This is a genomic window from Janthinobacterium sp. 1_2014MBL_MicDiv (assembly GCF_001865675.1).
Classification (GTDB): Bacteria; Pseudomonadota; Gammaproteobacteria; order Burkholderiales; family Burkholderiaceae_D; genus Janthinobacterium.
This window is the reverse complement of sequence record NZ_CP011319.1, coordinates 5,126,911-5,151,381: the sequence shown is the minus strand read 5'-3', so window position 1 is coordinate 5,151,381 and position 24,471 is coordinate 5,126,911. Positions and strand designations below refer to the sequence as shown.

14 protein-coding genes, 2 rRNA genes and 1 pseudogene are annotated in these 24,471 nt (G+C 59.2%); 14 read left to right on the top strand and 3 right to left on the bottom strand.

The genetic code is table 11. The features are described from left to right. Nucleotides 1-213 precede the first annotated feature (213 nt). Both YQ44_RS22185 and rrf read left to right on the top strand, forming a co-directional pair. Nucleotides 214-3,089, top strand: a 23S ribosomal RNA gene (locus tag YQ44_RS22185). A 148-nt stretch (nt 3,090-3,237) separates the two neighbouring features. Then, nucleotides 3,238-3,350 (top strand): 5S ribosomal RNA (gene rrf / locus YQ44_RS22180). Nucleotides 3,351-3,485: 135 nt separating this feature from the next. Here the strand turns inward: rrf and uraH are convergent. Then, the gene (gene uraH / locus YQ44_RS22175) at nt 3,486-3,839 is read right to left on the bottom strand and encodes a hydroxyisourate hydrolase (protein WP_071325238.1); all 354 of its coding nucleotides are present in this window, start codon (nt 3,837-3,839) and stop codon (nt 3,486-3,488) included. Nucleotides 3,840-3,960: 121 nt separating this feature from the next. On the opposite strand from uraH, the gene puuE reads away from it, so the two are divergent. The 11 genes from puuE (at nt 3,961) to YQ44_RS29155 (ending at nt 21,566) form a co-directional block, all read left to right on the top strand. Continuing rightward, complete coding sequence (puuE, locus tag YQ44_RS22170) at nt 3,961-4,914, top strand: allantoinase PuuE (RefSeq protein WP_071325237.1); 954 nt, start codon at nt 3,961-3,963, stop codon at nt 4,912-4,914. A gap of 98 nt (nt 4,915-5,012) precedes the next feature. After that, the gene (xdhA, locus tag YQ44_RS22165; RefSeq protein WP_071325236.1) at nt 5,013-6,479 is read left to right on the top strand and encodes a xanthine dehydrogenase small subunit; all 1,467 of its coding nucleotides are present in this window, start codon (nt 5,013-5,015) and stop codon (nt 6,477-6,479) included. Between the two features lie 10 nt (nt 6,480-6,489). After that, nucleotides 6,490-8,835 (top strand): xanthine dehydrogenase molybdopterin binding subunit, encoded by a 2,346-nt coding sequence (gene xdhB, locus YQ44_RS22160; RefSeq protein ID WP_071325235.1) that lies wholly within the window; start codon nt 6,490-6,492, stop codon nt 8,833-8,835. A 9-nt stretch (nt 8,836-8,844) separates the two neighbouring features. Further along, nucleotides 8,845-9,912, top strand: coding sequence for a xanthine dehydrogenase accessory protein XdhC (xdhC, locus tag YQ44_RS22155; RefSeq protein WP_071325234.1), 1,068 nt, complete (start codon nt 8,845-8,847; stop codon nt 9,910-9,912). 9 nt (nt 9,913-9,921) lie between these two features. Further along, on the top strand, nt 9,922-11,238 hold the full coding sequence (gene guaD, locus YQ44_RS22150; protein ID WP_071325233.1) for a guanine deaminase: 1,317 nt from the start codon (nt 9,922-9,924) through the stop codon (nt 11,236-11,238). 43 nt (nt 11,239-11,281) lie between these two features. Beyond that, complete coding sequence (locus YQ44_RS22145; RefSeq protein WP_071325232.1) at nt 11,282-12,784, top strand: adenosine deaminase family protein; 1,503 nt, start codon at nt 11,282-11,284, stop codon at nt 12,782-12,784. A 954-nt stretch (nt 12,785-13,738) separates the two neighbouring features. Next, complete coding sequence (locus tag YQ44_RS22140; protein WP_335589236.1) at nt 13,739-16,990, top strand: TonB-dependent receptor; 3,252 nt, start codon at nt 13,739-13,741, stop codon at nt 16,988-16,990. A gap of 113 nt (nt 16,991-17,103) precedes the next feature. Continuing rightward, the gene (locus YQ44_RS22135; protein ID WP_071325230.1) at nt 17,104-18,813 is read left to right on the top strand and encodes a bifunctional metallophosphatase/5'-nucleotidase; all 1,710 of its coding nucleotides are present in this window, start codon (nt 17,104-17,106) and stop codon (nt 18,811-18,813) included. Nucleotides 18,814-18,831: 18 nt separating this feature from the next. Continuing rightward, nucleotides 18,832-20,061, top strand: a complete 1,230-nt coding sequence (locus YQ44_RS22130) for a phospholipase D-like domain-containing protein (RefSeq protein WP_071325229.1) — start codon at nt 18,832-18,834, stop codon at nt 20,059-20,061. Nucleotides 20,062-20,063: 2 nt separating this feature from the next. Then, nucleotides 20,064-21,131 carry a S1/P1 nuclease gene (locus tag YQ44_RS22125; protein WP_071325228.1) on the top strand — a complete coding sequence of 356 codons (1,068 nt, stop codon included), beginning with the start codon at nt 20,064-20,066 and terminating at the stop codon, nt 21,129-21,131. A 123-nt stretch (nt 21,132-21,254) separates the two neighbouring features. After that, the gene (locus tag YQ44_RS29155; RefSeq protein WP_156894953.1) at nt 21,255-21,566 is read left to right on the top strand and encodes a hypothetical protein; all 312 of its coding nucleotides are present in this window, start codon (nt 21,255-21,257) and stop codon (nt 21,564-21,566) included. An 83-nt stretch (nt 21,567-21,649) separates the two neighbouring features. Here the strand turns inward: YQ44_RS29155 and YQ44_RS22120 are convergent, their stop codons facing one another. Next, nucleotides 21,650-22,414 carry a DeoR/GlpR family DNA-binding transcription regulator gene (locus YQ44_RS22120; protein WP_071325227.1) on the bottom strand — a complete coding sequence of 255 codons (765 nt, stop codon included), beginning with the start codon at nt 22,412-22,414 and terminating at the stop codon, nt 21,650-21,652. 78 nt (nt 22,415-22,492) lie between these two features. Between YQ44_RS22120 and YQ44_RS29795 the strand changes: the two are divergent. Then, a pseudogene (locus tag YQ44_RS29795) lies at nt 22,493-23,077 on the top strand (NUDIX domain-containing protein); the annotation flags it as partial. Nucleotides 23,078-23,496: 419 nt separating this feature from the next. Here the strand turns inward: YQ44_RS29795 and YQ44_RS22110 are convergent. Next, the gene (locus tag YQ44_RS22110; protein WP_071325225.1) at nt 23,497-24,468 is read right to left on the bottom strand and encodes an ABC transporter permease; all 972 of its coding nucleotides are present in this window, start codon (nt 24,466-24,468) and stop codon (nt 23,497-23,499) included. Between the last annotated feature and the right edge of the window lie 3 nt (nt 24,469-24,471).

Here is a 24,471-nt window from a genome sequence, read left to right as displayed (position 1 = left end):
AACACCAGGATTTAGGTTTGATCTTTTAGCGATCAAAGCTGTTTCGTTCTTTAACAATCTGGAAGAAGTAAAGATTATTTATTGATCGGTTTGCCGTAAAAAGCAAATCGATGGGTAATGATTGTATGTATCAACAAACAAGCAACAACGTTGTACTTTCTTATCCCTGTAGCGCTCTTTGATTATTTAGGTAATCAGAGGCTAACGTTATAGGGACAAGCGAATAAGTGCACATGGTGGATGCCTTGGCGATTACAGGCGATGAAGGACGTAGTAGCTTGCGATAAGCTGCGGGGAGTGAGCAAACACACTTTGATCCGCAGATTTCCGAATGGGGCAACCCACCCTTTTAGGGTATTGCATACTGAATACATAGGTATGCAAGGCGAACGCGGCGAACTGAAACATCTAAGTAGCTGCAGGAAAAGAAATCAACCGAGATTCCCAAAGTAGCGGCGAGCGAAATGGGAAGAGCCTGTACGTGATAGTCGGACCGATAACAGAATCCTCTGGAAATAGGAGCCATAGCGGGTGATAGCCCCGTATGTGAAATCGGACCGGTGGTACTAAGCGTACGACAAGTAGGGCGGGACACGTGACATCCTGTCTGAATATGGGGGGACCATCCTCCAAGGCTAAATACTCGTAATCGACCGATAGTGAACCAGTACCGTGAGGGAAAGGCGAAAAGAACCCCGGAAGGGGAGTGAAATAGATCCTGAAACCGTGTGCATACAAACAGTAGGAGCGGACTTGTTCCGTGACTGCGTACCTTTTGTATAATGGGTCAGCGACTTACATTCAGTGGCAAGGTTAACCGAATAGGGAAGCCGTAGAGAAATCGAGTCCGAATAGGGCGATCAGTCGCTGGGTGTAGACCCGAAACCAAGTGATCTACTCATGGCCAGGATGAAGGTGCGGTAACACGCCCTGGAGGTCCGAACCCACTAATGTTGAAAAATTAGGGGATGAGCTGTGGGTAGGGGTGAAAGGCTAAACAAACTTGGAAATAGCTGGTTCTCTCCGAAAACTATTTAGGTAGTGCCTCAAGTATCACCATCGGGGGTAGAGCACTGTTATGGCTAGGGGGTCATTGCGACTTACCAAACCATTGCAAACTCCGAATACCGATGAGTGCGAGCTTGGGAGACAGACGTCGGGTGCTAACGTCCGGCGTCAAGAGGGAAACAACCCAGACCGCCAGCTAAGGTCCCAAAGATTGGCTAAGTGGAAAACGAAGTGGGAAGGCTAAAACAGTCAGGATGTTGGCTTAGAAGCAGCCATCATTTAAAGAAAGCGTAATAGCTCACTGATCGAGTCGTCCTGCGCGGAAGATGTAACGGGGCTAAGCCAGTCACCGAAGCTGCGGATATCCTTTATTGGATATGGTAGGAGAGCGTTCTGTAAGCCTGCGAAGGTGTCTTGTAAAGGATGCTGGAGGTATCAGAAGTGCGAATGCTGACATGAGTAGCGATAATGGGGGTGAAAAGCCTCCACGCCGTAAGCCCAAGGTTTCCTGTTCAACGTTCATCGGAGCAGGGTGAGTCGGCCCCTAAGGCGAGGCAGAGATGCGTAGCTGATGGGAAGCAGGTTAATATTCCTGCACCGTCGTATGATGCGATGGGGGGACGGATCGCGGAAGGTTGTCTGACTGTTGGAATAGTCAGTTTCTGTCTCATAGAAGGCGCTTAGGCAAATCCGGGCGCGGAATTCAAGGGGATGGGACGAGTGAACTTGTTCACGAAGCAATCGGAAGTGGTTCCAAGAAAAGCCTCTAAGCTTCAGTCATACGAGACCGTACCGCAAACCGACACAGGTGGGCGAGATGAGTATTCTAAGGCGCTTGAGAGAACTCGGGAGAAGGAACTCGGCAAATTGGTACCGTAACTTCGGGAAAAGGTACGCCCCGGTAGCTTGATTGGTTTACTCCATGAGGGTGAAAGGGTTGCAATAAACTGGTGGCTGCGACTGTTTAATAAAAACACAGCACTCTGCAAACACGAAAGTGGACGTATAGGGTGTGACGCCTGCCCGGTGCTGGAAGATTAAATGATGGGGTGCAAGCTCTTGATTGAAGTCCCAGTAAACGGCGGCCGTAACTATAACGGTCCTAAGGTAGCGAAATTCCTTGTCGGGTAAGTTCCGACCTGCACGAATGGCGTAACGATGGCCACACTGTCTCCTCCCGAGACTCAGCGAAGTTGAAATGTTTGTGATGATGCAATCTACCCGCGGCTAGACGGAAAGACCCCATGAACCTTTACTGTAGCTTTGCATTGGACTTTGAACCAATCTGTGTAGGATAGGTGGGAGGCTTTGAAGCGGGGACGCTAGTTCTCGTGGAGCCAACCTTGAAATACCACCCTGGTTTGTTTGAGGTTCTAACCTTGGTCCGTTATCCGGATCGGGGACAGTGCATGGTAGGCAGTTTGACTGGGGCGGTCTCCTCCTAAAGTGTAACGGAGGAGTTCGAAGGTACGCTAGATACGGTCGGACATCGTGTTGATAGTGCAATGGCATAAGCGTGCTTAACTGCGAGACTGACAAGTCGAGCAGGTACGAAAGTAGGACATAGTGATCCGGTGGTTCTGTATGGAAGGGCCATCGCTCAACGGATAAAAGGTACTCTGGGGATAACAGGCTGATTCCTCCCAAGAGTTCATATCGACGGGGGAGTTTGGCACCTCGATGTCGGCTCATCACATCCTGGGGCTGTAGCCGGTCCCAAGGGTATGGCTGTTCGCCATTTAAAGTGGTACGTGAGCTGGGTTTAAAACGTCGTGAGACAGTTTGGTCCCTATCTGCCGTGGGCGTTGGAAATTTGAAGGGGGCTGCTCCTAGTACGAGAGGACCGGAGTGGACGAACCTCTGGTGTACCGGTTGTCACGCCAGTGGCATTGCCGGGTAGCTAAGTTCGGAAGAGATAACCGCTGAAAGCATCTAAGCGGGAAACTTGCCTTGAGATGAGATTTCCCAGAGCCTTGAGCTCTTTGAAGGGTCGTTCGAGACCAGGACGTTGATAGGCTGGGTGTGGAAGTGCAGTAATGCATTAAGCTAACCAGTACTAATTGCCCGTACGGCTTGTCCCTATAACCTTAGCAGGTACAGAGGATGAGAAAGTAACGTTGTGAGTTGTTGATACCACTCATTACCCAGTAATACCTCAATACATAATCCGCTTCTTCCAGATTTCGACACCTGTCGCCCCATTGGGGACAGGCTGTCCTACAAGTTATGCCTGATGACCATAGCAAGTTGGTCCCACCCCTTCCCATCCCGAACAGGACCGTGAAACAACTTTGCGCCGATGATAGTGCTGCAACCAGTGTGAAAGTAGGTTATCGTCAGGCTTGTTATACGCAGTAGAGAAAAACCCCGCCAGCAATGGTGGGGTTTTTTTTCGTCTGCTGGTTTTGTTTGAGGCAGTCGAATGGCAGGCATAAAAAAAGGCAGCGCTACGCGGTGCCTTTGTCGCTGAAGGTCGCTCAACTTCCTCGATACGTGGAATACGACCACGGCGACACCACCAGTGGCACATGATAATTTTCGTCGGTATGCGCAATGCCGAAGGCCAGGGTCACCAGGTCGATGAAGCGGGGTGAGGGGAGATCGACACCCTGGGCGGCGAAATAGTCGCCTGCATTGAACACCAGCTCATACTGACCCGCCTTCATGCTGTCGCCTTCCAGCAGTGGCGAACTGCAGCGGCCATCGCTGTTGGTCATATCCATCTTCAGCAATACTTTTCCTTCCGGCGCGACTGAAAACAGGGCCACCTTGACGCCGGCTCCCGGCTTGCCGTGGGCGATATCGAGTACATGCGTGCTGAGTTTTCCCATTTGCTATCCTGTATATAGAGTGAGTGAATGTGCTTATCGTGCAAATCATATACCGGTGACTGCGCCGGGCTATATGATTGGGCATATAGCCCACATTGTCCTCCTATAGGCGTGCCACCGCATGAGTACTTACGAACATTATCCACGCGACTTGATCGGTTATGGCCGTACGCCGCCCCATCCGCAATGGCCGGGCAAGGCGCGTATCGCGCTGCAATTTGTCCTCAATTACGAAGAGGGGGCGGAAAACAGCGTGCTGCATGGCGATCCCGCCTCGGAGACGTTTTTGTCCGAAATGATCGGCGCGGCGGCTTTTCCTGCACGCCACCTGAGCATGGAATCCATTTATGAATACGGCTCGCGCGCCGGGCTGTGGCGCCTGCTGCGCATGTTCGAGGAGCGGCGCCTGCCGCTGACCGTATTTGGCGTCTCGATGGCCTTGAAGCGCAACCCGGAAGCGGTAGCCGCGTTCCAGGAATTGGGGCATGAAATCGCTTGCCATGGCTTGCGCTGGATTTCCTATCAAAACATGGATGAGGCGACGGAGCGTGCGCATATGCGCGAAGCCGTGCAGATCATCCGCGAATTGACCGGTTCCGCCCCACAAGGCTGGTACACCGGGCGCGATTCGCCAAATACGCGCAAACTGGTGGTGGAGCATGGCGGTTTTCGCTATGACGCCGATTATTATGGCGACGACCTGCCATTCTGGGAAAAGGTGGCGTACACGGATGCCACAGGCGCCGCAGCCGCGCAAGCGCAGCTGATCGTGCCCTATACCCTGGACACGAACGACATGCGTTTTGCCGCCATGCAGGGTTTTAATTCGGGCACGCAGTTTTTTGACTATTTGAAGGATGCATTCGATGTGCTGTATGCGGAAGGCGATCCGAACGGATTGAATCAGCCGAAGATGCTGTCCGTGGGCTTGCATTGCCGCCTGGTAGGCCGGCCTGGCCGCGCGGCGGCGCTGGCGCGCTTTCTCGACTACGTGCAGCGCCATGAGCAGGTGTGGATCACGCGCCGTATCGATATCGCCGAACACTGGCATGCGACGCACCCGTTCAAGGCATGATCTTTATTGATGTGGGATGATAAGTAAAATCAGTTTTTGCGTATAGTTGTCGTGTATGCCGGTGTTAATCTTCTAGACAGGACTATACCGAGGCCAGCATGTCAGAACCGATTCGCTTTTACTACCGTGGCGCCGTACAGGAAGTACGCAACGCCGCCCCCACGCAGACTGTGTTGCAGCACCTGCGCGAGGACCTGCATTGCACGGGCACCAAGGAAGGCTGTGCGGAAGGCGATTGCGGCGCCTGCACGGTGGTCATCGGCAGCCTGGTTGATGGCAAGGTGGAGATGAAGGCCGTGAATGCCTGCATCCAGCTGACGCCTACGCTCGATGGCAAGGCCCTGTTTTCCGTGGAAGACTTGCAGCAGCCCGATGGCGCCCTGCATCCGGTACAGCAGGCGATGGTCGAGTGCCACGGTTCCCAATGCGGCTTTTGCACGCCCGGCTTCGTCATGTCGCTGTGGGGCATGTACCTGGACAAGAATGGCGCGCCACCCACGCGCTGCGAAATCGACGATACCCTGTCCGGCAACCTGTGCCGCTGCACGGGCTACCGGCCCATCATCGAGGCGGCAAAACGCATGGGCGAATTGCCGCATGTGGCCTTCGACCGCGATGCCCTGGGCATGCAGCTGCAGGCGCTGCAGCGCGACAGCTTGCTCACGTATGAACATGGCGGCCAGCAATTCCATGCCCCGCATACCCTTGAAGAACTGGTGGCGCTGCGTGCGGCGCATCCGCAAGCGTGCCTGCTGGCCGGCTCCACCGACGTGGGACTCTGGGTGACCAAGCAACTGCGCGACCTGGGCGACATTATTTATCTGGGCAACGTGGCGGCCTTGAAAACCATTGCCATTGCCGATGGCAAGCTGGAGATTGGCGCCGGCGCCAGCCTGAACGATGCCTACGGGGCGCTGTGCCAACACTACCCCGAGGAACTGTCGGAATTGTGGCAGCGCTTTGCTTCCTTGCCGATTCGCAACGCCGGTACCCTGGGCGGCAATGTCGCGAATGGCTCGCCCATCGGCGACTCGATGCCATGGCTGATCGCTCTGGGCAGCGACGTCGTGCTGCGCGGCCCGGCGGGCCAGCGCATCATGCCGCTGGAAAAGTTCTATTTGGGCTATCAGAAGAAAGACTTGCGGCCGGATGAATTCGTCGAAGCCGTGCGCGTCCCCTTGCCGCGTGCCGACGTGCATTTCCGCACATATAAACTGGCCAAGCGCTTTGACCAGGATATTTCAGCCGTGTGCGCCGCGTTTGCCTTCCAGCTCGATGGCGAACGCATCGTTGATGCGCGCATCGCCTTTGGCGGCATGGCGGCCACGCCGCAGCGCGCTGCGCAAACGGAAACGTTTTTGCGGGGCCAGGCGTGGACGGAAGAAAACCTGAGCATTGCCATGCGCTTGCTGGCCGATGATTATGCGCCGCTGTCGGACATGCGCGCGTCCAACAGTTACCGCATGATGACGGCGCAAAACCTGCTGCGCCGCTTCTGGCTGGAAACACGCTGCGGCGCGCCGTTGCCGCGGTCGTCCCTCAATGCCTACGCTTGCCGCGCTTGAAAGGACGAATATGAACCATCCTGCCACGCCCGAACTGCAAGCGGCCGCCTGGAGCGCTGTGGGCAAGCCCAGTCCCCATGAATCAGCGCAATTGCATGTGCTGGGGCAAGCTACCTACACGGACGATATTGCTGAACTGCACAGTACCTTGCACGCGGCCTTGGGCTTGTCGCAAAAGCCGCACGCGCGCATCACGGCCATGGACTTGTCCGCCGTGCGCGCTGCCGCCGGCGTCGTTGCCGTTTACACGGCGCAGGACATTCCCGGCACCAACGATTGCGGCCCCATCATTCACGACGATCCCATCCTGGCGTTTGATCTGGTGCAATACGTGGGCCAGCCCATTTTCATCGTGGTGGCCGATACGCATGATCACGCACGCCGCGCCGCCCGCCTGGCGCAAGTGACGTATGAGGAGTTGCCTGCGATCATGACGCCACAGGCGGCCAAGGCGGCACAATCGTACGTGCTGCCGCCCATGCACCTGGCGCGCGGCGACTATCAAGCGGCCTTCGAACGTGCGCCGCATGTGGTCAAGGGCCAGCTGTATGTGGGCGGCCAGGAACAGTTTTACCTGGAAGGCCAGATTTCCTACGCGATTCCGAAGGAAGCGCAAGGCATGCTCGTACTGTGCTCGACCCAGCACCCCAGCGAAATGCAGCACGTCGTGGCGCATGCGCTGGGCGTGCATTCGCATAACATCACGGTCGAATGCCGGCGCATGGGCGGCGGCTTTGGCGGCAAGGAATCGCAGTCGGCCCTGTGGGCGGCCGCCTCGGCTATTGCTGCATCGAAACTGAAACGCCCCGTCAAGCTGCGCGCCGACCGTGACGACGACATGCTGGTGACGGGCAAGCGCCACTGTTTTTATTATGAATATGAAGTGGGCTACGACGACGCGGGGCGGATTCTGGCCGCCAAGGTCGACATGACCACGCGTGCCGGCTATTCGGCCGACCTGTCCGGTCCCGTCGCCACGCGCGCCGTCTGCCATTTCGACAATACCTATTATTTGTCCGACGTGGATATCCGCGCCGCCTGCGGCAAGACGAATACGCAGTCGAACACGGCCTTCCGGGGTTTCGGCGGACCGCAGGGCGCCATTGCCATCGAGTATGTCATCGATGAAATTGCCCGCCACCTGCGGCGCGATGCGCTCGATATCCGCCTGCTCAATTTCTATGGCCGCAACGATGGGGAAGGGCGCAACGTCACGCCATATGGCCAGGTCATCGTCGATAACGTGATCCACGAACTCGTCGCCGAACTGGAACAGAGCAGCGACTACCGCGCGCGCCGCCGCGCCATCGACGCCTTCAACGAAGCCAGCCCTGTCTTGAAGAAGGGCCTGGCATTCACGCCATTGAAATTCGGCATCGCCTTCAACGTCACGCACCTGAACCAGGCTGGCGCCCTCGTGCACGTGTACGTGGATGGCTCCGTACTGGTCAACCATGGCGGCACGGAAATGGGGCAAGGCATCAATACCAAGGTCATGCAGGTGGTGGCGCACGAGCTGGGCCTGGACCTGGGACGGGTGCGCGCCACGGCCACCGATACCAGCAAGGTGGCGAATACGTCGGCCACGGCGGCGTCCACCGGTGCCGACCTGAATGGCAAGGCGGCGCAGGATGCCGCGCGCCAGATCCGCGAACGCCTGGCCGACTACGCGGTCAAACTGTACGGCGGCGCGCTTGCTGCCGTGCGTTTCTTCGATAACCATATTCACGTCAACGGCCACGTCGTCGCGTTTGCCGAACTGGTGCAGAAGGCCTATCTGGCCAGGGTACAACTGTGGTCGGACGGTTTCTATGCCACGCCCGGTCTGTCGTGGGATGCGAAGACGATGACGGGCCATCCGTTTTCGTATTACGCGTATGGCGCGGCCGTGGCCGAAGTGGTGGTCGATACCTTGACGGGCGAATGGAAATTGTTGCGCGCGGATGCCTTGTACGATGCAGGCCAGTCGCTCAACCCCGCGATTGATCTGGGTCAAGTGGAAGGTGCGTTTATCCAGGGCATGGGCTGGCTGACGACCGAGCAGCTGTGGTGGAATGGCGCAGGCAAGCTGATGACGCACGCGCCATCGACGTATAAAATTCCCGGCATTTCCGATTGCCCGGAAGATTTTCGCGTCAAGCTGTTCCTGAACCGCAATGTGGAAGACAGCATACACCGCTCGAAAGCCGTGGGCGAGCCGCCGTTGCTGCTGCCGTTTTCCGTTTTCTTTGCCATCCGCGACGCCATTTCCAGCGTGGGCAATCACGCCGTGCAGCCGCCGCTCAATGCGCCGGCCACCAGCGAGGAAATCCTCAAGGCGATCATGGCCGTGCAAGCGGCCGGCACCGCCGCATAGGAGCAGACGATGAGCGACTGGCTGACAGCGATGGACAATGACGCGCAGGCATCCGTGCTGGTGACGGTCGCCCTGGTGGAAGGTTCCGGACCGCGCGAGGCGGGAGCGAAGATGCGCGTCACCACGCGCGGCCAGATCGATACCATCGGTGGCGGCCACCTGGAGCTGCGCGCCGTCGAAATCGCCAAGACCATGCTGGTCACGGGCGAGACCCATGCGCGGCTCGAGCGTTTTGCGCTGGGCCCCAGCCTCGGCCAATGCTGCGGCGGCGTCGTCTACCTTGTCTTCGAAGCCGTCGATGCCAGCCTGGGGGCGGTGTTGTCCGCCTTGCGCGAACGCCGCCAGCAGGACAGCTGGCGTTTGACGGCACTCGACGGTGCACCCGCCTCGGCGCTGTTCGATGCGATGGGGCGGTTGATCGCCGGCACAGGCGAGCAGGCGCCCAGCACATTTGCGCGTGAACGGGGCACCCATGTGGCGCAGGATGGCAGCGGGCGGCGCTGGCTGGTCGACCCGTGCCTGGCGCCGCGTGCCCATCTGACGCTGTTCGGCGCCGGCCACGTGGGAGCCGCCATCGTGCGCGCGCTGGCCGATTTGCCCTGTAATATCACCTGGGTCGATGAACGCGAAGACATGTTTCCCGCATACATGCCCGATAATGTGCGCATCGCCGCTACCGACACGCCCGAAGAATTCGTCGCGATGGCACCGCCCGGTGGCAGTTTCCTTGTCATGACGCATAGCCATGCGCTCGATCAACGCTTGACGGAAGCCATCATGGCGCGCGACGATGCGGGCTGGTTCGGCTTGATCGGTTCGCAGACCAAGCGCAAGCAGTTCGAACACCGCCTGCAGGCCCGTGGCGTGCCGGACGAACGTATCGCCGCCATGGTGTGTCCAATCGGCATGCCTGGCATCCGCAACAAGGCGCCAGCCGTGATCGCCGCCTCCGTTGCCTGTCAATTACTCATGGTGTGGGAGGAAGCCGCCGCGGCGGCCCTGGCCGCACCGCTGCGGCTGGTCACTGCCAGTACGCCACCGCGCCGCAAGAAACGCGCCGCCAATCACCCGTTATAGAAAGAAGTCATGCCGATTGTCCCTGCCACATTGCAAGCTTACCGTGCCAGCTTGCTGCACTTTCACGCCGATCCCGCCTTCCATGAAGAGGCGCATGCCTGGCACGCGGACGGTTTGCTGATCGTGGTCGATGGCAAGGTCGTGGCGGCCGGCGATTATGTGTCACTGCAGGCGACTTTGCCTCCTGGCACGCATATCGTCGACTACCAGGGCAAGCTGATCGTGCCCGGCTTTATCGATACCCACCTGCATTTCCCGCAGACGGAAATGATCGCCTCACCCGCCCCGGGCTTGCTGCCGTGGCTCGAGACGTACACGTTTCCCACCGAGCGCGCGTTTGAGGACCCTGTGCACGCGCGCAATGTGGCCGAGTTTTTCCTCGATGAACTACTGCGCTGCGGCACCACCACGGCCATGGTATATGGCAGCGTGCATCCGCAATCGGTGGACGCCTTCTTTGGCGCCAGCGAGGCGCGCGGCTTGCGCATGGTGGCGGGCAAGGTCATGATGGACCGCAACTGTCCCGCATTCCTGCGCGATACGGCAGAGTCCGGTGCGCGCGAGAGCGAGGAACTGATCCGGCGCTGGCACAAGCATGGCCGCTCGCTGTATGCGATCACGCCCCGTTTCGTGCCCACCTCGACCAATGAACAGATGCACCTGGCGGGCGAACTGGCGCGCGCCTATCCGGATACCTATCTGCAGACGCATGTGTCGGAGAACGAGGACGAGTGCCGCTGGGTGCGCGAATTGCATCCGCAGGCGCGCAGCTACCTCGATGTCTATGACCAGTACGGCATGCTGCGCCCGCGCGCCATGTTCGGCCACTGCGTCTGGCTCGATGAACGCGACCGCGCGCGCATGGCGGAAACATCCTCGGCGGCCGCGATTTGTCCTACCTCAAACCTGTTCCTGGGCAGCGGCCTGTTTGATTTTGAGCGGGCCGATGCGGCGCGCGTGCCGCTGTCGCTGGCTACCGACGTGGGGGGCGGTACCTCGTTCTCGATGTTGCAAACCATGAACGAAGCCTATAAAGTAGCACGCTTGAAAGGCAGCTACCTGCCCGCCTTGCGCATGTTTTACCTGGCGACCCTGGGCGCCGCGCGGGCCATGCAACTGGAAGGCACCCTGGGCAATTTCACGGCTGGCACGGAAGCGGACTTCATCGTGCTCGACAAGCAATCGACGCCGCTGCTGGCGCGCCGCACGGCTGCTTGTCAAAGCCTCGAGGAATTGCTGTTTGCGTTTGCGCTGCTCGGTGACGACCGTGCCGTGGCCGCCACGTATTCGGGCGGACAGTGCGTGCATGTGCGGGGGCAAGGCTGACCTACCCGTTGTTCAACACGAATCACCCTGAGCGAGAACGCGTATGCACAAGAAACTCACTGGCCTGGCGCTTGGCGCCGCGCTGGCATTGACCGGTACGGCGCATGCCGCCAAGGCAGCGGCCACGCCGTCTGCCAACGAAGCGGCCACCGCGCGCCATTTTGCCGCCCTGCTTGCGGGGGCGCAGCCGAAGACCGCCGAACTGAGCCTGTTCTTTTCGATGATGCCCAAGGGCGGCGACCTGCATCACCATTACTCGGGCGCCATCTACGCCGAGCAGTTCCTCGACTGGGTCGACAAGGAAAACTATTGCGTCAACAAGACGACCTACCGCATCGAAAGCAACAAGGATGTCGTGGCGGCCGAGCGCGCCAAGCCGGCCGCGCAGCGTGGATGCCTGTCATCGACGGAAGTGTTCGCCGATGCGGGCCTGTATGCGGAGTTGCTGCAGCGCTGGTCGACCAAGGATTTCTATAACCACGGCGCCATCCAGACGCCGCCCGACCGCACCTTCTTTGATACCTTCGGCTACTTCGGCCCCGTGGCCTCCACGAATACGGCCGATGGCCTGAAAACCCTGAAGCAGCGCGCCATCGCCGAAAACCTGAGCTATATCGAAACGATTTTCGAGCTGTCGCCATTCGTGCAAAACACGCAGTTCGACCAGCAGGTGCTGACCCAGGGCTTGCCGCCGGCCGCGCTGCAGGCGCTGCTGGCCAGCTGGACGCAGACCCTCGAGCAGGATGCGGCCTTCCAGAAAAGCATCACCGACTACAACGCCAATGTGAACAGCAGCAGCGCCGGCATCGACGACGCCAGCTTTACCATGCGCTACCAGGCGTATGTGCTGCGCTTCCTGTCGCCGTCGCAAGTGTTTTCCTCGATGGTGGCCGCCTTCAAGGCAGCGAGCCAGAATCCCCTGGTGGTGGGCGTGAATATCGTGGGCCAGGAAAGCGTGAACGTTTCCATGCGCGATTACAGCCTGCACATGGAAATGTTCAAGTTCCTCAAGGCGAAGTATCCAAACGTGAAGATCGCCTTGCATGCCGGTGAGCTGGCGCTGGGCATGGTGCCGCCGGAAGGCATGGCTTTCCATATCGCCGAAGCCGTCGATGTGGCCGGCGCCGACCGCATCGGCCATGGCATGGATATCGCCTATGAAAACAAGGCGCTGGCGACCATGCAAAAGATGCGCGAGCGGGGTATCCCTGTGGAAGTGAATCTGACCAGCAATGACTACATCCTCGGCATCAAGGGCCAGGCCCATCCGATTACCCTGTACCGCAAGTATGGCGTGCCATTCGTCATCTCGACCGACGATGCTGGCGTGTCGCGCAACACCTTGTCGAATGAATACGTCTTGTTTGCCAGCCAGTACAAGACCGACTATGCGGAAATTAAAAAGCTGTCATATAACAGCCTGCGCTATTCCTTCCTGGCCGAGGCGGATAAACAACGTTTGCTGAAAGCACTCGACGCCCGTTTCACCCGCTTCGAAGCACAAATTGCCGCGGCCGATCAGGCCGGCAAGGCAAGCAAACCGTAAGTCGTATCGTTGTCGAAACCGACACTGTCACAGCGGCCGGATTCTCCGGCCGTTTTCCTTTCTCCTGCCAAATTCATATTGATGTGTTTCCGTTAACTTTGTGGCGGCTATGCGACACAATTGACGACAGATGCACGACTTTGTCCAATTTCCTGGATGAATCAATTTCAAGCACATATTGCTCATTTATAATCTCGCGCCATAAGCCCGGACACTGTCATCACGATATCAATCCTGCTACTTAGCTCATGCTATTTATATTTTAAATATATAAATATGTAAAAAAAAACGTATTTGTCATCCATTTTTTGATGATGCATAGTGAGATGAGGGTGATATTAAAAAGTCACAATTAATGTGACAGATATCGTATGTAGATGGGTATTTGCAGTAAATAAAGGTGAGATGCAGAGTGAAACAAACAGTCATGCTGCTAAATGACGACATTTTTCTCCATCTTGCCGCCGTGTCACAGTCTTGAAATATTTAACAATTACACTCGCGGCTTGCCATGTTGGCCGGCTCAGCATGTCGGGTGTATGACACAGGTGCTAGCGCCCTGAGTTGTACGGCCAGGGATCCCGGATCCCGTCGTTTTTGCTTGAATAGGGATGGCTGTGGTGTGTGTGGAAGGCGTTTGTGTACGGTCTTGTCAGGACCAGCAGCCAGTCCAGCCGGCGTAACAGTTGCAGCATCGTAAAGAGGAAATGTTGTGTTTGTGTTGCTGTGCGGCGCAGCCGGGCGGTGAGGCAATCCAGGATTTTCAAAAAATAATAGTCTTTTCTGGGGTTAAAGATGATCAATCACAAACGACTTCGGCTGACGCAAATCGCGTTGAGCCTGTCTATTGCACTGGCGGCGGCACCATCGTTCGCACAGAACACTACCTCGGCCATCAGCGGACGTATCTCGTCCAACGATGGTCAGCCAGCAGCTGGCGCCCAAGTTAACATCGTGCACGTTGAATCTGGCTCCGCCAGCAACGTGACCACCGATGCGGAAGGTCGCTATGTTGCACGCGGCTTGCGCGCTGGCGGTCCTTACACGATCACCATCACCAAGAACGGCGAAGTGGAAAAACGCGAAGGCGTATACATCCAGCTGGCTGAAACGGCCAGCGTCGATGCGACCTTGGGTGCCCCGATGCAATCGGTAAAAGTGGTTGGCAATGCCGCCCGCGCACAAATCTTTAACCGCAGCAACATGGGTGCCGGCACGAACATCGGCCCGACGGAACTGGCCACCCAGGCTTCGATCTCCCGTAGCCTGCAAGACTACGCCCGCGCCGACCCGCGCCTGTCGCAAACGGACAAGGAACGCGGCGAAATCTCCGTCGCCGGCCAGAACTCGCGCTACAACTCGATGACGATTGACGGCGTGGCCGTGAATGACACCTTCGGCCTGGAAGCCTCCGGTACGGCGACCGGCAAGCAACCGATTTCGATCGAGGCGATCCAGTCGGTCCAGGTGAACGTCGCCAACTATGACGTGACGCAAAAAGGCTACACGGGCGCGAACATCAACGCCGTGACCAAGTCTGGTACCAACAAGGTCAAGGGCAGCGTTTACTACGTGTTCCGCAATGACACCACCGCTGGCGACCGCTACAACGATTCGACCGGTGAGTACTACGCGCCGCCAAAGTCGAAAGACACCACCAAGGGCATCACCCTGGGCGGCCCACTGATCCAGGATAAACTGTTCCTGTTCGCTAACTACGAAGAAACCAAGAGCTCGCGCGGCGCGCCGGCCTTCGGTCCGATCGGCAGCGACAAGACCAACGTGGCCATTTCGCAATCGGCCATCGATGGCGCCATCGGTATCGCCAAAGATAAATATGGCCTCGATATCGGTAGCTCGGCTATTCCTAGCGGTTCGGAATTCACGGCCAAGGAAAAGCTGCTGAAACTGGACTGGAACTTGACCGACAGCCAGCGCATGATGTTGCGTTACACCAAGACAGAGCAAGCCGAGCCGATCTACACGGGTTTCTCGCCGACAGGTTTGTCGCTGAGCTCGTACTGGTACACCCAGGAAAAGAGCCTGGAAACCCTGGTCGGCCAATGGACGGCCGAATGGACGCCGACGTTCTCGACCGAAGTGAAGGTATCGACGCGCGACTATGACAGCGTGCCGAAAAATAATGCTTTCCTGCCGGCCATGGGCCTGCAGTTCACAGGCGCGCTGCCAGCCGGTGCACCTGCTGGCCTGGCCACCGGTAGCCGCTTCCTGAACTTCGGTACGGAACAGAGCCGCCAGAAAAACGTCCTGGGCACCAAGACGAAAGACTTCTATGCCGCCGGTACCTGGGCGTTGGGTGACCACGAACTGAAGTTTGGTGCCGATTACAGCAAGAACGACGTCTACAATGCGTTCCTGCAAAACGTCAATGGCAACTACACCTTCGGTTGTATCAACAGCAGCGCTGCCGTTGCCTATTCGTTTGGCGCGATCAATTGCGGTACGGCTACCGCGGCGCAACTGCAAGCTGCCGTGCTGGAGAACTTCAGCCGTGGCCGTCCAAGTTCGTACTCGTACCAAGTGGCGCAACCTGGCCGCACGCTGAATGACGCCATCGCGTCGTTCTCGCTGAAAAACATCGGCTTGTTCGTGCAAGATAGCTGGGATGTCAGCAAGCAGCTGACGGTCATGGCCGGCTTGCGCATCGATGGCACCCGTATCGGCGAAAAGCCGATCTACAATGCGCTGGCAGCCCAGCCAACCGTGGCACGCACGACGCCAACCGGCCGTCAAACGGGCGGCTTCGGCATCGATAACTCGCACACCATCGATGGCGAGAACCTGTACCAGCCACGCGTTGGCTTCAACTACAAACTCGATTCGGCACGTCCGACGCAGTTCCGTGGTGGTTTCGGCCTGTTCCAGGGCGCCGCTGCCAGTGTCTGGCTGGGCAATCCTTACCAGAATACCGGCCTGGTCACGCAAAACATCACGTGTACCTCGGCGGCTGGCACGTGCCCGACCACCGATGGTTTCTTCAATCCGGATCCAAACAAACAGCCGACCAACCTGGCCGCTGTGGTTCCCGCCATGAAGGTCGATGCCCTGAGCACGGACTTGGCGCAACCGTCGGTATGGAAAGCCAATCTGGCGTTCGAACATGAGTTGCCATGGATGGGCCTGATTGTTGGCGCGGAATACCTGCGCTTGCAAACCAAGAACTCGATCTACTATGAAGAGTTGAACCTGGGTGCCCCAACTGCTTTCGGTAGCGACGGTCGTCCGCTGTACTATGGCCCGAACGCTTACAAGACCTCGTGCTGGAATGCCACGGGCGGTCTGATCGGTGGTGCCAATTGCAGCGCGTTGACCAAAGCGGGCAGCAATGCCGCCTTCGGTCAGGTGCTGATGGCCAAGAACACGGACAAGGGCGAGTCGAACGTGCTGACCCTGTCGGTACGCAGCCCGCTGCGCGAAGGCCTGTCGTGGGGTTCGTCGTACACCTACAGCGATGCCACGGAAGTGTCGCCGCTGACGTCGTCGACGTCGAGCTCGAACTGGGGCGGCCGTGCCGTCTTCAATCCGAACGAAAACGTCGCGTCGAACTCGAACTACATGGTCAAGGACCGCTTCACGGCGAACGTCAACTGGCAAAAACGCTTCTTCGGCGAATACAAGACCACGTTTGGTCTGTTCTATGAAGGCCGTAGCGGCAAGCCATACAGCTGGACCATCAACAATGACTTGAACGGTGATGGCCTGGGCGGCAATGACTTGATGTACATTCCTAGCGCGCCAGGTTCGGGCGAAGTGGTCTTCGCTGGCGCCACGGCAGCAGCCCGCGCCGCCAATGAGGCAGCGTTCTGGAAAGTCGTCAACGCCAATGGCGACCTGCGCAAAGCCAAGGGCGGCGTGATTGGCCGTAACGAAAGCTTCGCACCATGGACCAACAGTTTCGACGTGCGTCTGAGCCAGGAAATCCCAGGCTTCTTCAAAGGTAACAAAGGTATCTTTACCTTCGATATCTTGAACTTTGGCAACATGCTCAACCGTAAATGGGGCCGCATCAATGAAGTGGCCTTCCAATCGGCTGGCGGTCAGGTACGCAGCTTCGTTGACTATGTGGGTATGGAAAACGGCAAGTACGTCTACAACACCCGCGCCACGGTTGAAGGCACGGAAACGCGCCAAGCCAAGGGCGAATCGCAATGGGCACTGCAAGCAACGATCAAGTACGAGTTCTAATCTCGTCCTTGCCTCGTAGCTTGGCAAACTAAAAAACGGCTGGTGGCGACACCAGCCGTTTTTTTTATACGCAAGATGGTTTACTCTTTCCCCTTTTCAATAAATATCATTCCATGGCTCACTTCCTACGCACTCCGGTCGCCAGCGCGGCCCTGATCCTGACCCTGTCCGCCTGCAGCCATTTCGCTGCCGCGCCGCAGGCTGCGCCGAGCGGCCCGATTGAAGTGAACCTGGTCGCCCTGAACGATTTTCATGGCAACCTCGACCGCAGCAAATTTAGCTATACCAGTGCCGCCGACCCTGTCCGCAAGACGGTGCAGGCGGGCGGCATCGATACCCTGTCCGGCGCCTTGGCGGCATGGCGCAAGGAAGATGCGCAGCTGATCTTTGTCGGCAATGGCGACCTGGTCGGCGCCAGTCCCGCCATGTCGGCGCTGTGGGCCGATGAGCCCAGCATCGTGGCCATGAACATGCTGGGCATGAAGGCCAGTTCCGTCGGCAACCACGAATTTGACCAGGGCAAGGCGGAATTGCTGCGCCAGCAGCGCGGCGGCTGCGAGTCCTCGCGCGCCGACAAGGCGTGCAAGTTCACGCCCGATTTCCAGGGCGCCAGCTACACCTATATGGCGGCCAATGTCATCGATACGCAGACGGGCAAGTCCCTGCTGCCGGCCTACCGCATCGAAGAGGCGCATGGCGTCAAGGTGGGCTTGATCGGCGCCGTGCTGAAGGATACGCCGTCCGTGGTGACGGCCGCCGGCATTGCCGGCCTGCAGTTCGGCGATGAAGCGGACGCCATCAACGCCACCTTGCCGCAGCTGCGGGCACAGGGCGTGGGCGTGTTCGTCGTGCTGCTGCACCAGGGCGGCGAAACGAAGGAAGCCGTCGATCAGCCCGATTGCAGCGGCCTCAAGGGCGAGGTGATCGACGTGGTGAAACGTCTCGATCCCGCCATCCAGCTGGTCGTCAGCGGCCATTCGCACCAGGGTTATCTGTGCCGTGTCGATGGCCGCATGGTGACGCAAGCACAGATGGGCGGACACATGTTGACGCGCATCAAGCTCAAGGTCGATCCTGTGAAGAACGCCGTGATCGACGCCAGCGCGCAAAACGTCGTCATGCTGCCGGGCATGTATGAACCGGACCCGGCCGTCAGCGCCTACCTGGAATCGGTGAAGCAGCGCAGCGCGCAGGAACTGTCGCGTCCCGTGGCGGCCATCGCCGTGCCGACGGTAGGCCGCAGCACCAAGGGCAGCGGCGCTTCCGCGCTGGGCGACCTGGTGGCCGACAGCACCCTGTTTGGCGCGCGCGCTGCCGGTGCACAAATTGGCCTGATGAATAATGGCGGCATCCGCAGGGATCTGGAAGCGGGCGCCGACCTGATGACGAATGTGGGGCAGAACCAGGCCGTGGTGCCGTTCGGCAATACGCTGATCGTCGTCAGCCTGTCCGGCGCGCAAATCCGTACCTTGCTCGAGCAGCAATGGCCGGGCGCGGTGGCCGAAGATGGCAATCTGCTGCAAGTTTCGGAAGGATTCAGTTATCGCTGGGACAGCACGCAGCCGCAAGGCCAGCGCGTGCTGCCGGGTAGCATCATGCTGAATGGCAGCCCTATTGACGATAATCAACAATACCGTGTCGCCGCCAACAGTTTCCTCGCCGGCGGCGGCGACCGCTTCACCGTGCTGGCAGCCGGCACGCGCCGTCTCGATACGGGCGTGCGCGATATCGACGCCTTCAGCGATTACCTGATTTCGCGCGCGCGCGCCGGCAAGCCTGCGGGCAGCGCCACGGCGGCAGGCCGCATCGTGCGCGTCAACTAATACTTTCAAGGAAAAACCATGCGTCGCTTATTTGTTTCCGTTCTACTTTCCAGCCTGTTCGCGGGCACGGCCCACGCCGATTTCACGATTCCCGGCTTTGAGCTCGTGCACACTTCGCCCGTGGAAACCACGCTGACCAATCCCGACCTGCGCGAACCGGTCACCGTATGGAGCGAGCTGTTCGACGGGGCCAAAAAAGAGATCGTCATCGCCCAGTTCTATGCCGTCAGCAAACCGGGTACGGCATTTGAAAAAGTGCTGGCCAGCCTGACGGCGGCCGGCCAGCGCGGCGTGAAGATCCGCTTCCTGCTCGACCAGAAGGGCGTGGGCCTGTCGGAAGCGGCAACCATCGCGCAGATCAAGGCGATTCCGAACCTGGACTTGCGCCTCATCGATTTCAATAAAGTCACGGGCAACGGCATCGTGCACGCGAAATACCTGGCCGTCGACGGCCAGGTGGCCTACATCGGCAGCCAGAATTTCGACTGGCGCTCGTTCGAGCACATCCATGAAACGGGCTTGAAAATCACGGAGCCTGCCATGGTCGGCCAGGTGCAAGCCATCTTCGAGCAGGATTGGCAAGCCCAGGCCCTGACGTCGCAAGGCAGCCGCGCCACGGTACTCAACAGCAAGGTGGTGCCGGCCAATTACGCGCAAAACGCGTTTTTGCTGGCCAGCCCGAATGCGTACAACCCGGCCGGCGTGGGCGATTCGGAAACGGGTTTGCCGGCCTTGCTGGCGGAAGCGAAAAGCGAGGTGCGCATCCAGCTGCTCGACTATGCGCCGCTGTCCTACGGTCCGAACCGCACGCGTCCGTATTACGCCGTGATCGACAACGCCGTGCGCGCGGCCGCCCAGCGCGGCGTGAAGATCAAGCTGATGGTGTCCGCCTGGAACACGGAAGCGCCGGCCATCGCCTACCTGAAAAGCCTGGCCCTGGTGCCGAACGTGGAAATCCGCATCGTCACCTTGCCGACGGCATCGACGGGCTTCATTCCGTTCGCGCGCGTGATCCACAGCAAGACCATGAGCATCGACGGCAAGCTGGCCTGGGTCGGCACGAGCAACTGGGCGGGCGGCTATTTCGACTTGTCGCGCAACTTGGAAGTGGTGCTGCGCAACGACGCCATGGCGCAGCGTATTGCCGCGCTGCACGAGCAGACGTGGAGCTCGGTGTATGCGCAGCCTATCGACATCAACAAGCAGTATCCGAAACCGGCGAAAGCGGCGCCGCAAGCGAAGGAGTGAGCATGAAAAAATTACTCACGGTGCTGGCACTGGGCGCCGCTTTCTCCTCCGGCAATGTGCTGGCCTGGGGCAATGACGGCCACCGCGCCGTCGGCGCCATCGCCGATCAATTGCTCAAAGGCAGCGCTGCTCAGGCGGCAATTGCCAAATTGCTGCTGCCCGGCGAAAGCCTGGAAAAGATTGCCAACTGGCCCGATTGCGTGAAGGGCACGTATTGCGGCCCGCAATCGGCGGAAATGCTGACGTATGTGGCGGCGAACCCGAAGCATGGCGAATACCATTACACGAACGTGCCTTTCCAGAACGAGCATTACCACGACCATGGCGTGGGCACGGCTGACGACGACATCGTGCAGACGTTGAAACAGGCGATTCTGGTGTTGCAGGGCAAGGATGATGCGGCCAGCAATCCGCACCGTTTCAGCCAGCGCGAAGCCTTGATCCTGATCACGCACCTGGTGGGCGATATCCACCAGCCTTTGCATGTGGGTAACGCCTTTGTCGGCAAGGATGGCCAGTTTTTCGTGCCCGCCACCCAGGCGCAGATTGACGACGTGGCGATCTTCAATGCGCGCGGCGGCAACGACCTGCTGCTCGACGATGCGAAGCTGACGGCGCTGTCGGACGCCGTGATTCCCGCGCCGCTGCCGGCCGAGGATGGCGCGGCCAAGCCGGCCAGCGCCTATCCGAAGTCGCCCACCAAGCCCCTGCATTCGTACTGGGACAGCACGGTGGTCGATTACGCCATGCGCCGCCTGAGCACGCGCACGCCGCAGCAATTCGCCAGGACGGTGATTGCCAGCGGGCCTGACGTGAGCCGCAATACTGGCGACCCCGTCACGTGGCCGTATCAATGGGCCGATGCATCGCTGGCCGCCTCGAAAGTGGCCTACGCGGACGTGGTGGCGGGCCCGGCCACGCAGCAGACCAGCCGCAAGGGCGAGGCCTACAATGTGTGGGCCTTGACGGTGCCGGACAATTATCCCGTGCCCAGCTCGGCGCTGGCGAAGCAGCAGCTGATTCATGGCGGCTATCACTTGGCTGCGTTGTTACAGGCTATTTGGCCGTGAAATGCAGATGCATGGAAAATCGCTGCCCTGGCGGTTTTCTTGCTCAGCCCATGCATTTGATTTGATCTATCGAATTGCAAATGTAATAATTTCCGGATTATTACTTAACAAACAGGATTGACAGTGAATAAAGTTATTAAACGCATCTGCGTATTGGCCTTGCTGGCATTGAGTAGCGCTGCCTATGCCTGGACTCCAGCGGGCGAGCCTGTCAGTATCAAGGAAGTCATCGTGTGGCAGGATGCGAGTCCCATCGTGGTCAAGCTATCGAACGGCCTGTATTGCCATGTTATGCCTGAAGAGAAGAATCTTTATGCTTTGGTGCTGACCCTGTATGCATCCGGAAAGACGGCGTCTATCTATTGTTACGATACTGTGGAGGATAAATCCGGCTATTCTTCGCGTCGTTTGCACCGCATAGGCGGTTTAAGTTAATTTGATCTTTGGAAATTATTTCTTAGTGAGGATGCTTTCCTTGCTGCTCATAGGCGTGAGCATTTCAGCTTGAGTCCGCTAATTCACGCCAATGTCACAACTATGCCCATCTCGCGGTACGGCGCCAGCAGCGTGTCCTCCATGTCGCGCTGCACGACGATATCGCTGACCTGGCTCAACGGCGCGATCTGGAACGGCGAGGCGGTATTCAGCTTTTCCGGCGAGGCCAGCACGATGGTGCGGGCCGACGCCTCGCTCAGGGCGCGCTTGACACACGCTTCCTCATAGTCTCCGGTGGTGATGCCCGCTTGCGGATGCAGGCCGGCCACGCCCATGAAATACAGGTCGGCGCGGATGCGGCCGATGGCTTCCACGGTGGCCGCGCCCACGCCGACGATCGAATGCTTGTACAGGCGCCCGCCCAGCATCACTACCTCGATCGATGGATGATTGACGAGCTCGACTGCAATCGAGGGGCTGTGCGTGACCACGGTGGCGCGCAATTCTCGCGGCAGCTGGCGCGCCAGCTGCACCGCGGTCGTGCCGCCATCGATAAACACCACTTGCCCCGCCTGTATCATGGCGCCCGCCGCGCGGCCGATGGCGGGCTTGGCTTCGGCTGACATCTGTACGCGGCCCGCAAACGGCGCCAGCGCGGGCGAACGGGGCAGCAAGGGCAGGGCGCCGCCATGCACGCGTTCCAGCAATCCCTCTTTCGCCAGCTCGCGCAGGTCGCGGCGGATGGTGTCTTCCGATAATCCCAGGGCGTCGCTGACGGCCTTGGCGACGATCTGTCCCTCACGCTGGAGCAGGTCCAGCAAATACTGTTTGCGTTGATGTGTCAGCATGATTTTTCTTGTTAATTCTTGATGTTGCACGAGTTTGCATGATAAAGTCGGCTAACGCAAGCACAACAAGGAGACGACATGCGCGAAGACAATCCGGGGCAGGAAAGGGTGCGCATCCAGCACGTGCAGACCCTGTCGCACGACTGGTATCTGTTGCAAAAGACCACGTTCGACTACCTGCGCCGCGACGGCCAGTGGCAGACGCAGACGCGGGAAACCTATGACCGTGGCGATGGCGTCACCATCCTGCTCTACAACAAGGAACGGCGCACGGTGATCCTGATCCGCCAGTTTCGCTTTCCCACCTACCGCGATGGACACGACGGCTTCCTCATCGAGGCGGCGGCCGGCTTGCTGGAACAGGCCAGCGCGGAACAGCGCATCCGCGCCGAGGTGGAGGAGGAAACCGGCTACCGGGTGGGCGACGTGGGCAAGGTCTTCGAGGCTTTCATGAGCCCGGGTTCCGTGACGGAGCGCCTGCATTTCTTCGTTGCCGAGTACGATCCGTCGAGCCGTATCGGCGCTGGCGGCGGCCTGGCGCACGAGGGCGAAGATATCGACGTGCTGGAGCTGCCGCTGGCGCAAGCGATGCAGATGGTGGCGGACGGCCGCATCTGTGACGGCAAGACCATCATGCTGCTGCAGCATGCGCAACTGCACTTGATGCCGCGCAAACGGGGGCTGCAGATCCTCATTGCCGGTCCCTATCGCTCGGGCACGGGCGACGATCCCGTCTTGATGCAGCGCAATGTGGCGGCCATGGAAGAGCTATGTTTGCCGCTGTATGCGGCCGGGCACTTGCCCGTGCTCGGCGAATGGCTGGCCTTGCCCATGCTGGCGCTGGCCGGTTCAAGCCAGGTGGGCGATGGCGTGTATGAGGAACTGTTCCACGCGCACGCGGCGCGGCTGCTCACGCATTGCGATGCCGTGCTGCGCATGGGCGGCGCGTCCCGGGGCGCCGACCAGATGGTGGATGTGGCGCGCGGCCTGGGCCTGCCCGTGTATTTCTCGCCGGACGAGATTCCACAGGCGTAAAAAAAGCGAAGCCCGCGGGCTTCGCTTTGTTGTCCGCGCATTGAAACTTAGCGCGACTTGACGAACGGAATGCCGATGGCCTTCGGCGCGATGGATTTCGCCATCAAGCCGGCCAGCACGATCACGGTGACCACATACGGCACCATCTGGATCAGCGAGCCGGGGATGCGGCCGACGACAGGCAAGTCCACGCCTTCGATCTGGATCTGGATGGCGGCGAAGAAGCCGAACATCAGGCAGCCGAGGAAGGTGTAGACGGGACGCCAGTTGCCGAACACCATGGCCGTCAGGGCCAGGTAGCCGGCACCGGCCGACATGTCGCGCAGGAAGAAGCCGCTTTGCACGATGGCCAGATAGGCGCCCGAGAACGAGCACAGGATGCCGGCCACCAGCATGGCCATGTAGCGCGTCGCTTCCACGCTGACGCCGGCCGAGTCGGCCGCGTGCGGGTTTTCGCCGCAGGCGCGCAGGCGCAGGCCGAAACGCGTGTGGTACAGCAGCCAGTGCACGAGCGGGATCAGCAGGAATGCCACATACACGAGGATGGAATGGCCGCCGATCAAATGGGCATACACCCAGCCGATGAAGGGGATGTGCTCCACGTACTGCGTGCCCGGCAAGACGACGTCGAACAGGCGCGCGGAACCGAGGTCGGGCGTGCGGCCGCCTTGCTGGAAAAAGAACTGCGCCAGAACAAAGGTCAGCCCGCTCATGGCGATATTGATCGCCATGCCGGCCACCAGCTGGTTGCCCTTTTGCGTGATGCTGACATACGCCTGCAGCAGGGCCAGGGCGACGCAGACGAGCATGCCGGCGGCCATGCCGTAGTACGGGTTTTGCGTCGTGTAGGCCACGGCGGCGGAAGCGAAGGCGCTGGCCAGGATCTTGCCTTCCAGGCCGATGTCGATCATGCCGCTGCGTTCGGCGAACAGGCCGGCCATGGCGGCAAAGATCAGGACCGGCGCATTGCGCACGGTCGATACCAGGATGCTGGCGAAATGAAAGTCGTCGAGTGTCATGGT

Excerpts from the sequence above, each read along its gene's own strand:
- uraH (WP_071325238.1), bottom strand. The coding sequence starts at position 3,839 with ATGGGAAAACTCAGCACGCATGTACTCGATATCGCCCACGGCAAGCCG.
- puuE (WP_071325237.1), top strand. The coding sequence starts at position 3,961 with ATGAGTACTTACGAACATTATCCACGCGACTTGATCGGTTATGGCCGT.
- xdhA (WP_071325236.1), top strand. The coding sequence starts at position 5,013 with ATGTCAGAACCGATTCGCTTTTACTACCGTGGCGCCGTACAGGAAGTA.
- xdhB (WP_071325235.1), top strand. The coding sequence starts at position 6,490 with ATGAACCATCCTGCCACGCCCGAACTGCAAGCGGCCGCCTGGAGCGCT.
- xdhC (WP_071325234.1), top strand. The coding sequence starts at position 8,845 with ATGAGCGACTGGCTGACAGCGATGGACAATGACGCGCAGGCATCCGTG.
- guaD (WP_071325233.1), top strand. The coding sequence starts at position 9,922 with ATGCCGATTGTCCCTGCCACATTGCAAGCTTACCGTGCCAGCTTGCTG.
- YQ44_RS22145 (WP_071325232.1), top strand. The coding sequence starts at position 11,282 with ATGCACAAGAAACTCACTGGCCTGGCGCTTGGCGCCGCGCTGGCATTG.
- YQ44_RS22135 (WP_071325230.1), top strand. The coding sequence starts at position 17,104 with ATGGCTCACTTCCTACGCACTCCGGTCGCCAGCGCGGCCCTGATCCTG.
- YQ44_RS22130 (WP_071325229.1), top strand. The coding sequence starts at position 18,832 with ATGCGTCGCTTATTTGTTTCCGTTCTACTTTCCAGCCTGTTCGCGGGC.
- YQ44_RS22125 (WP_071325228.1), top strand. The coding sequence starts at position 20,064 with ATGAAAAAATTACTCACGGTGCTGGCACTGGGCGCCGCTTTCTCCTCC.
- YQ44_RS22120 (WP_071325227.1), bottom strand. The coding sequence starts at position 22,414 with ATGCTGACACATCAACGCAAACAGTATTTGCTGGACCTGCTCCAGCGT.
- YQ44_RS22110 (WP_071325225.1), bottom strand. The coding sequence starts at position 24,468 with ATGACACTCGACGACTTTCATTTCGCCAGCATCCTGGTATCGACCGTG.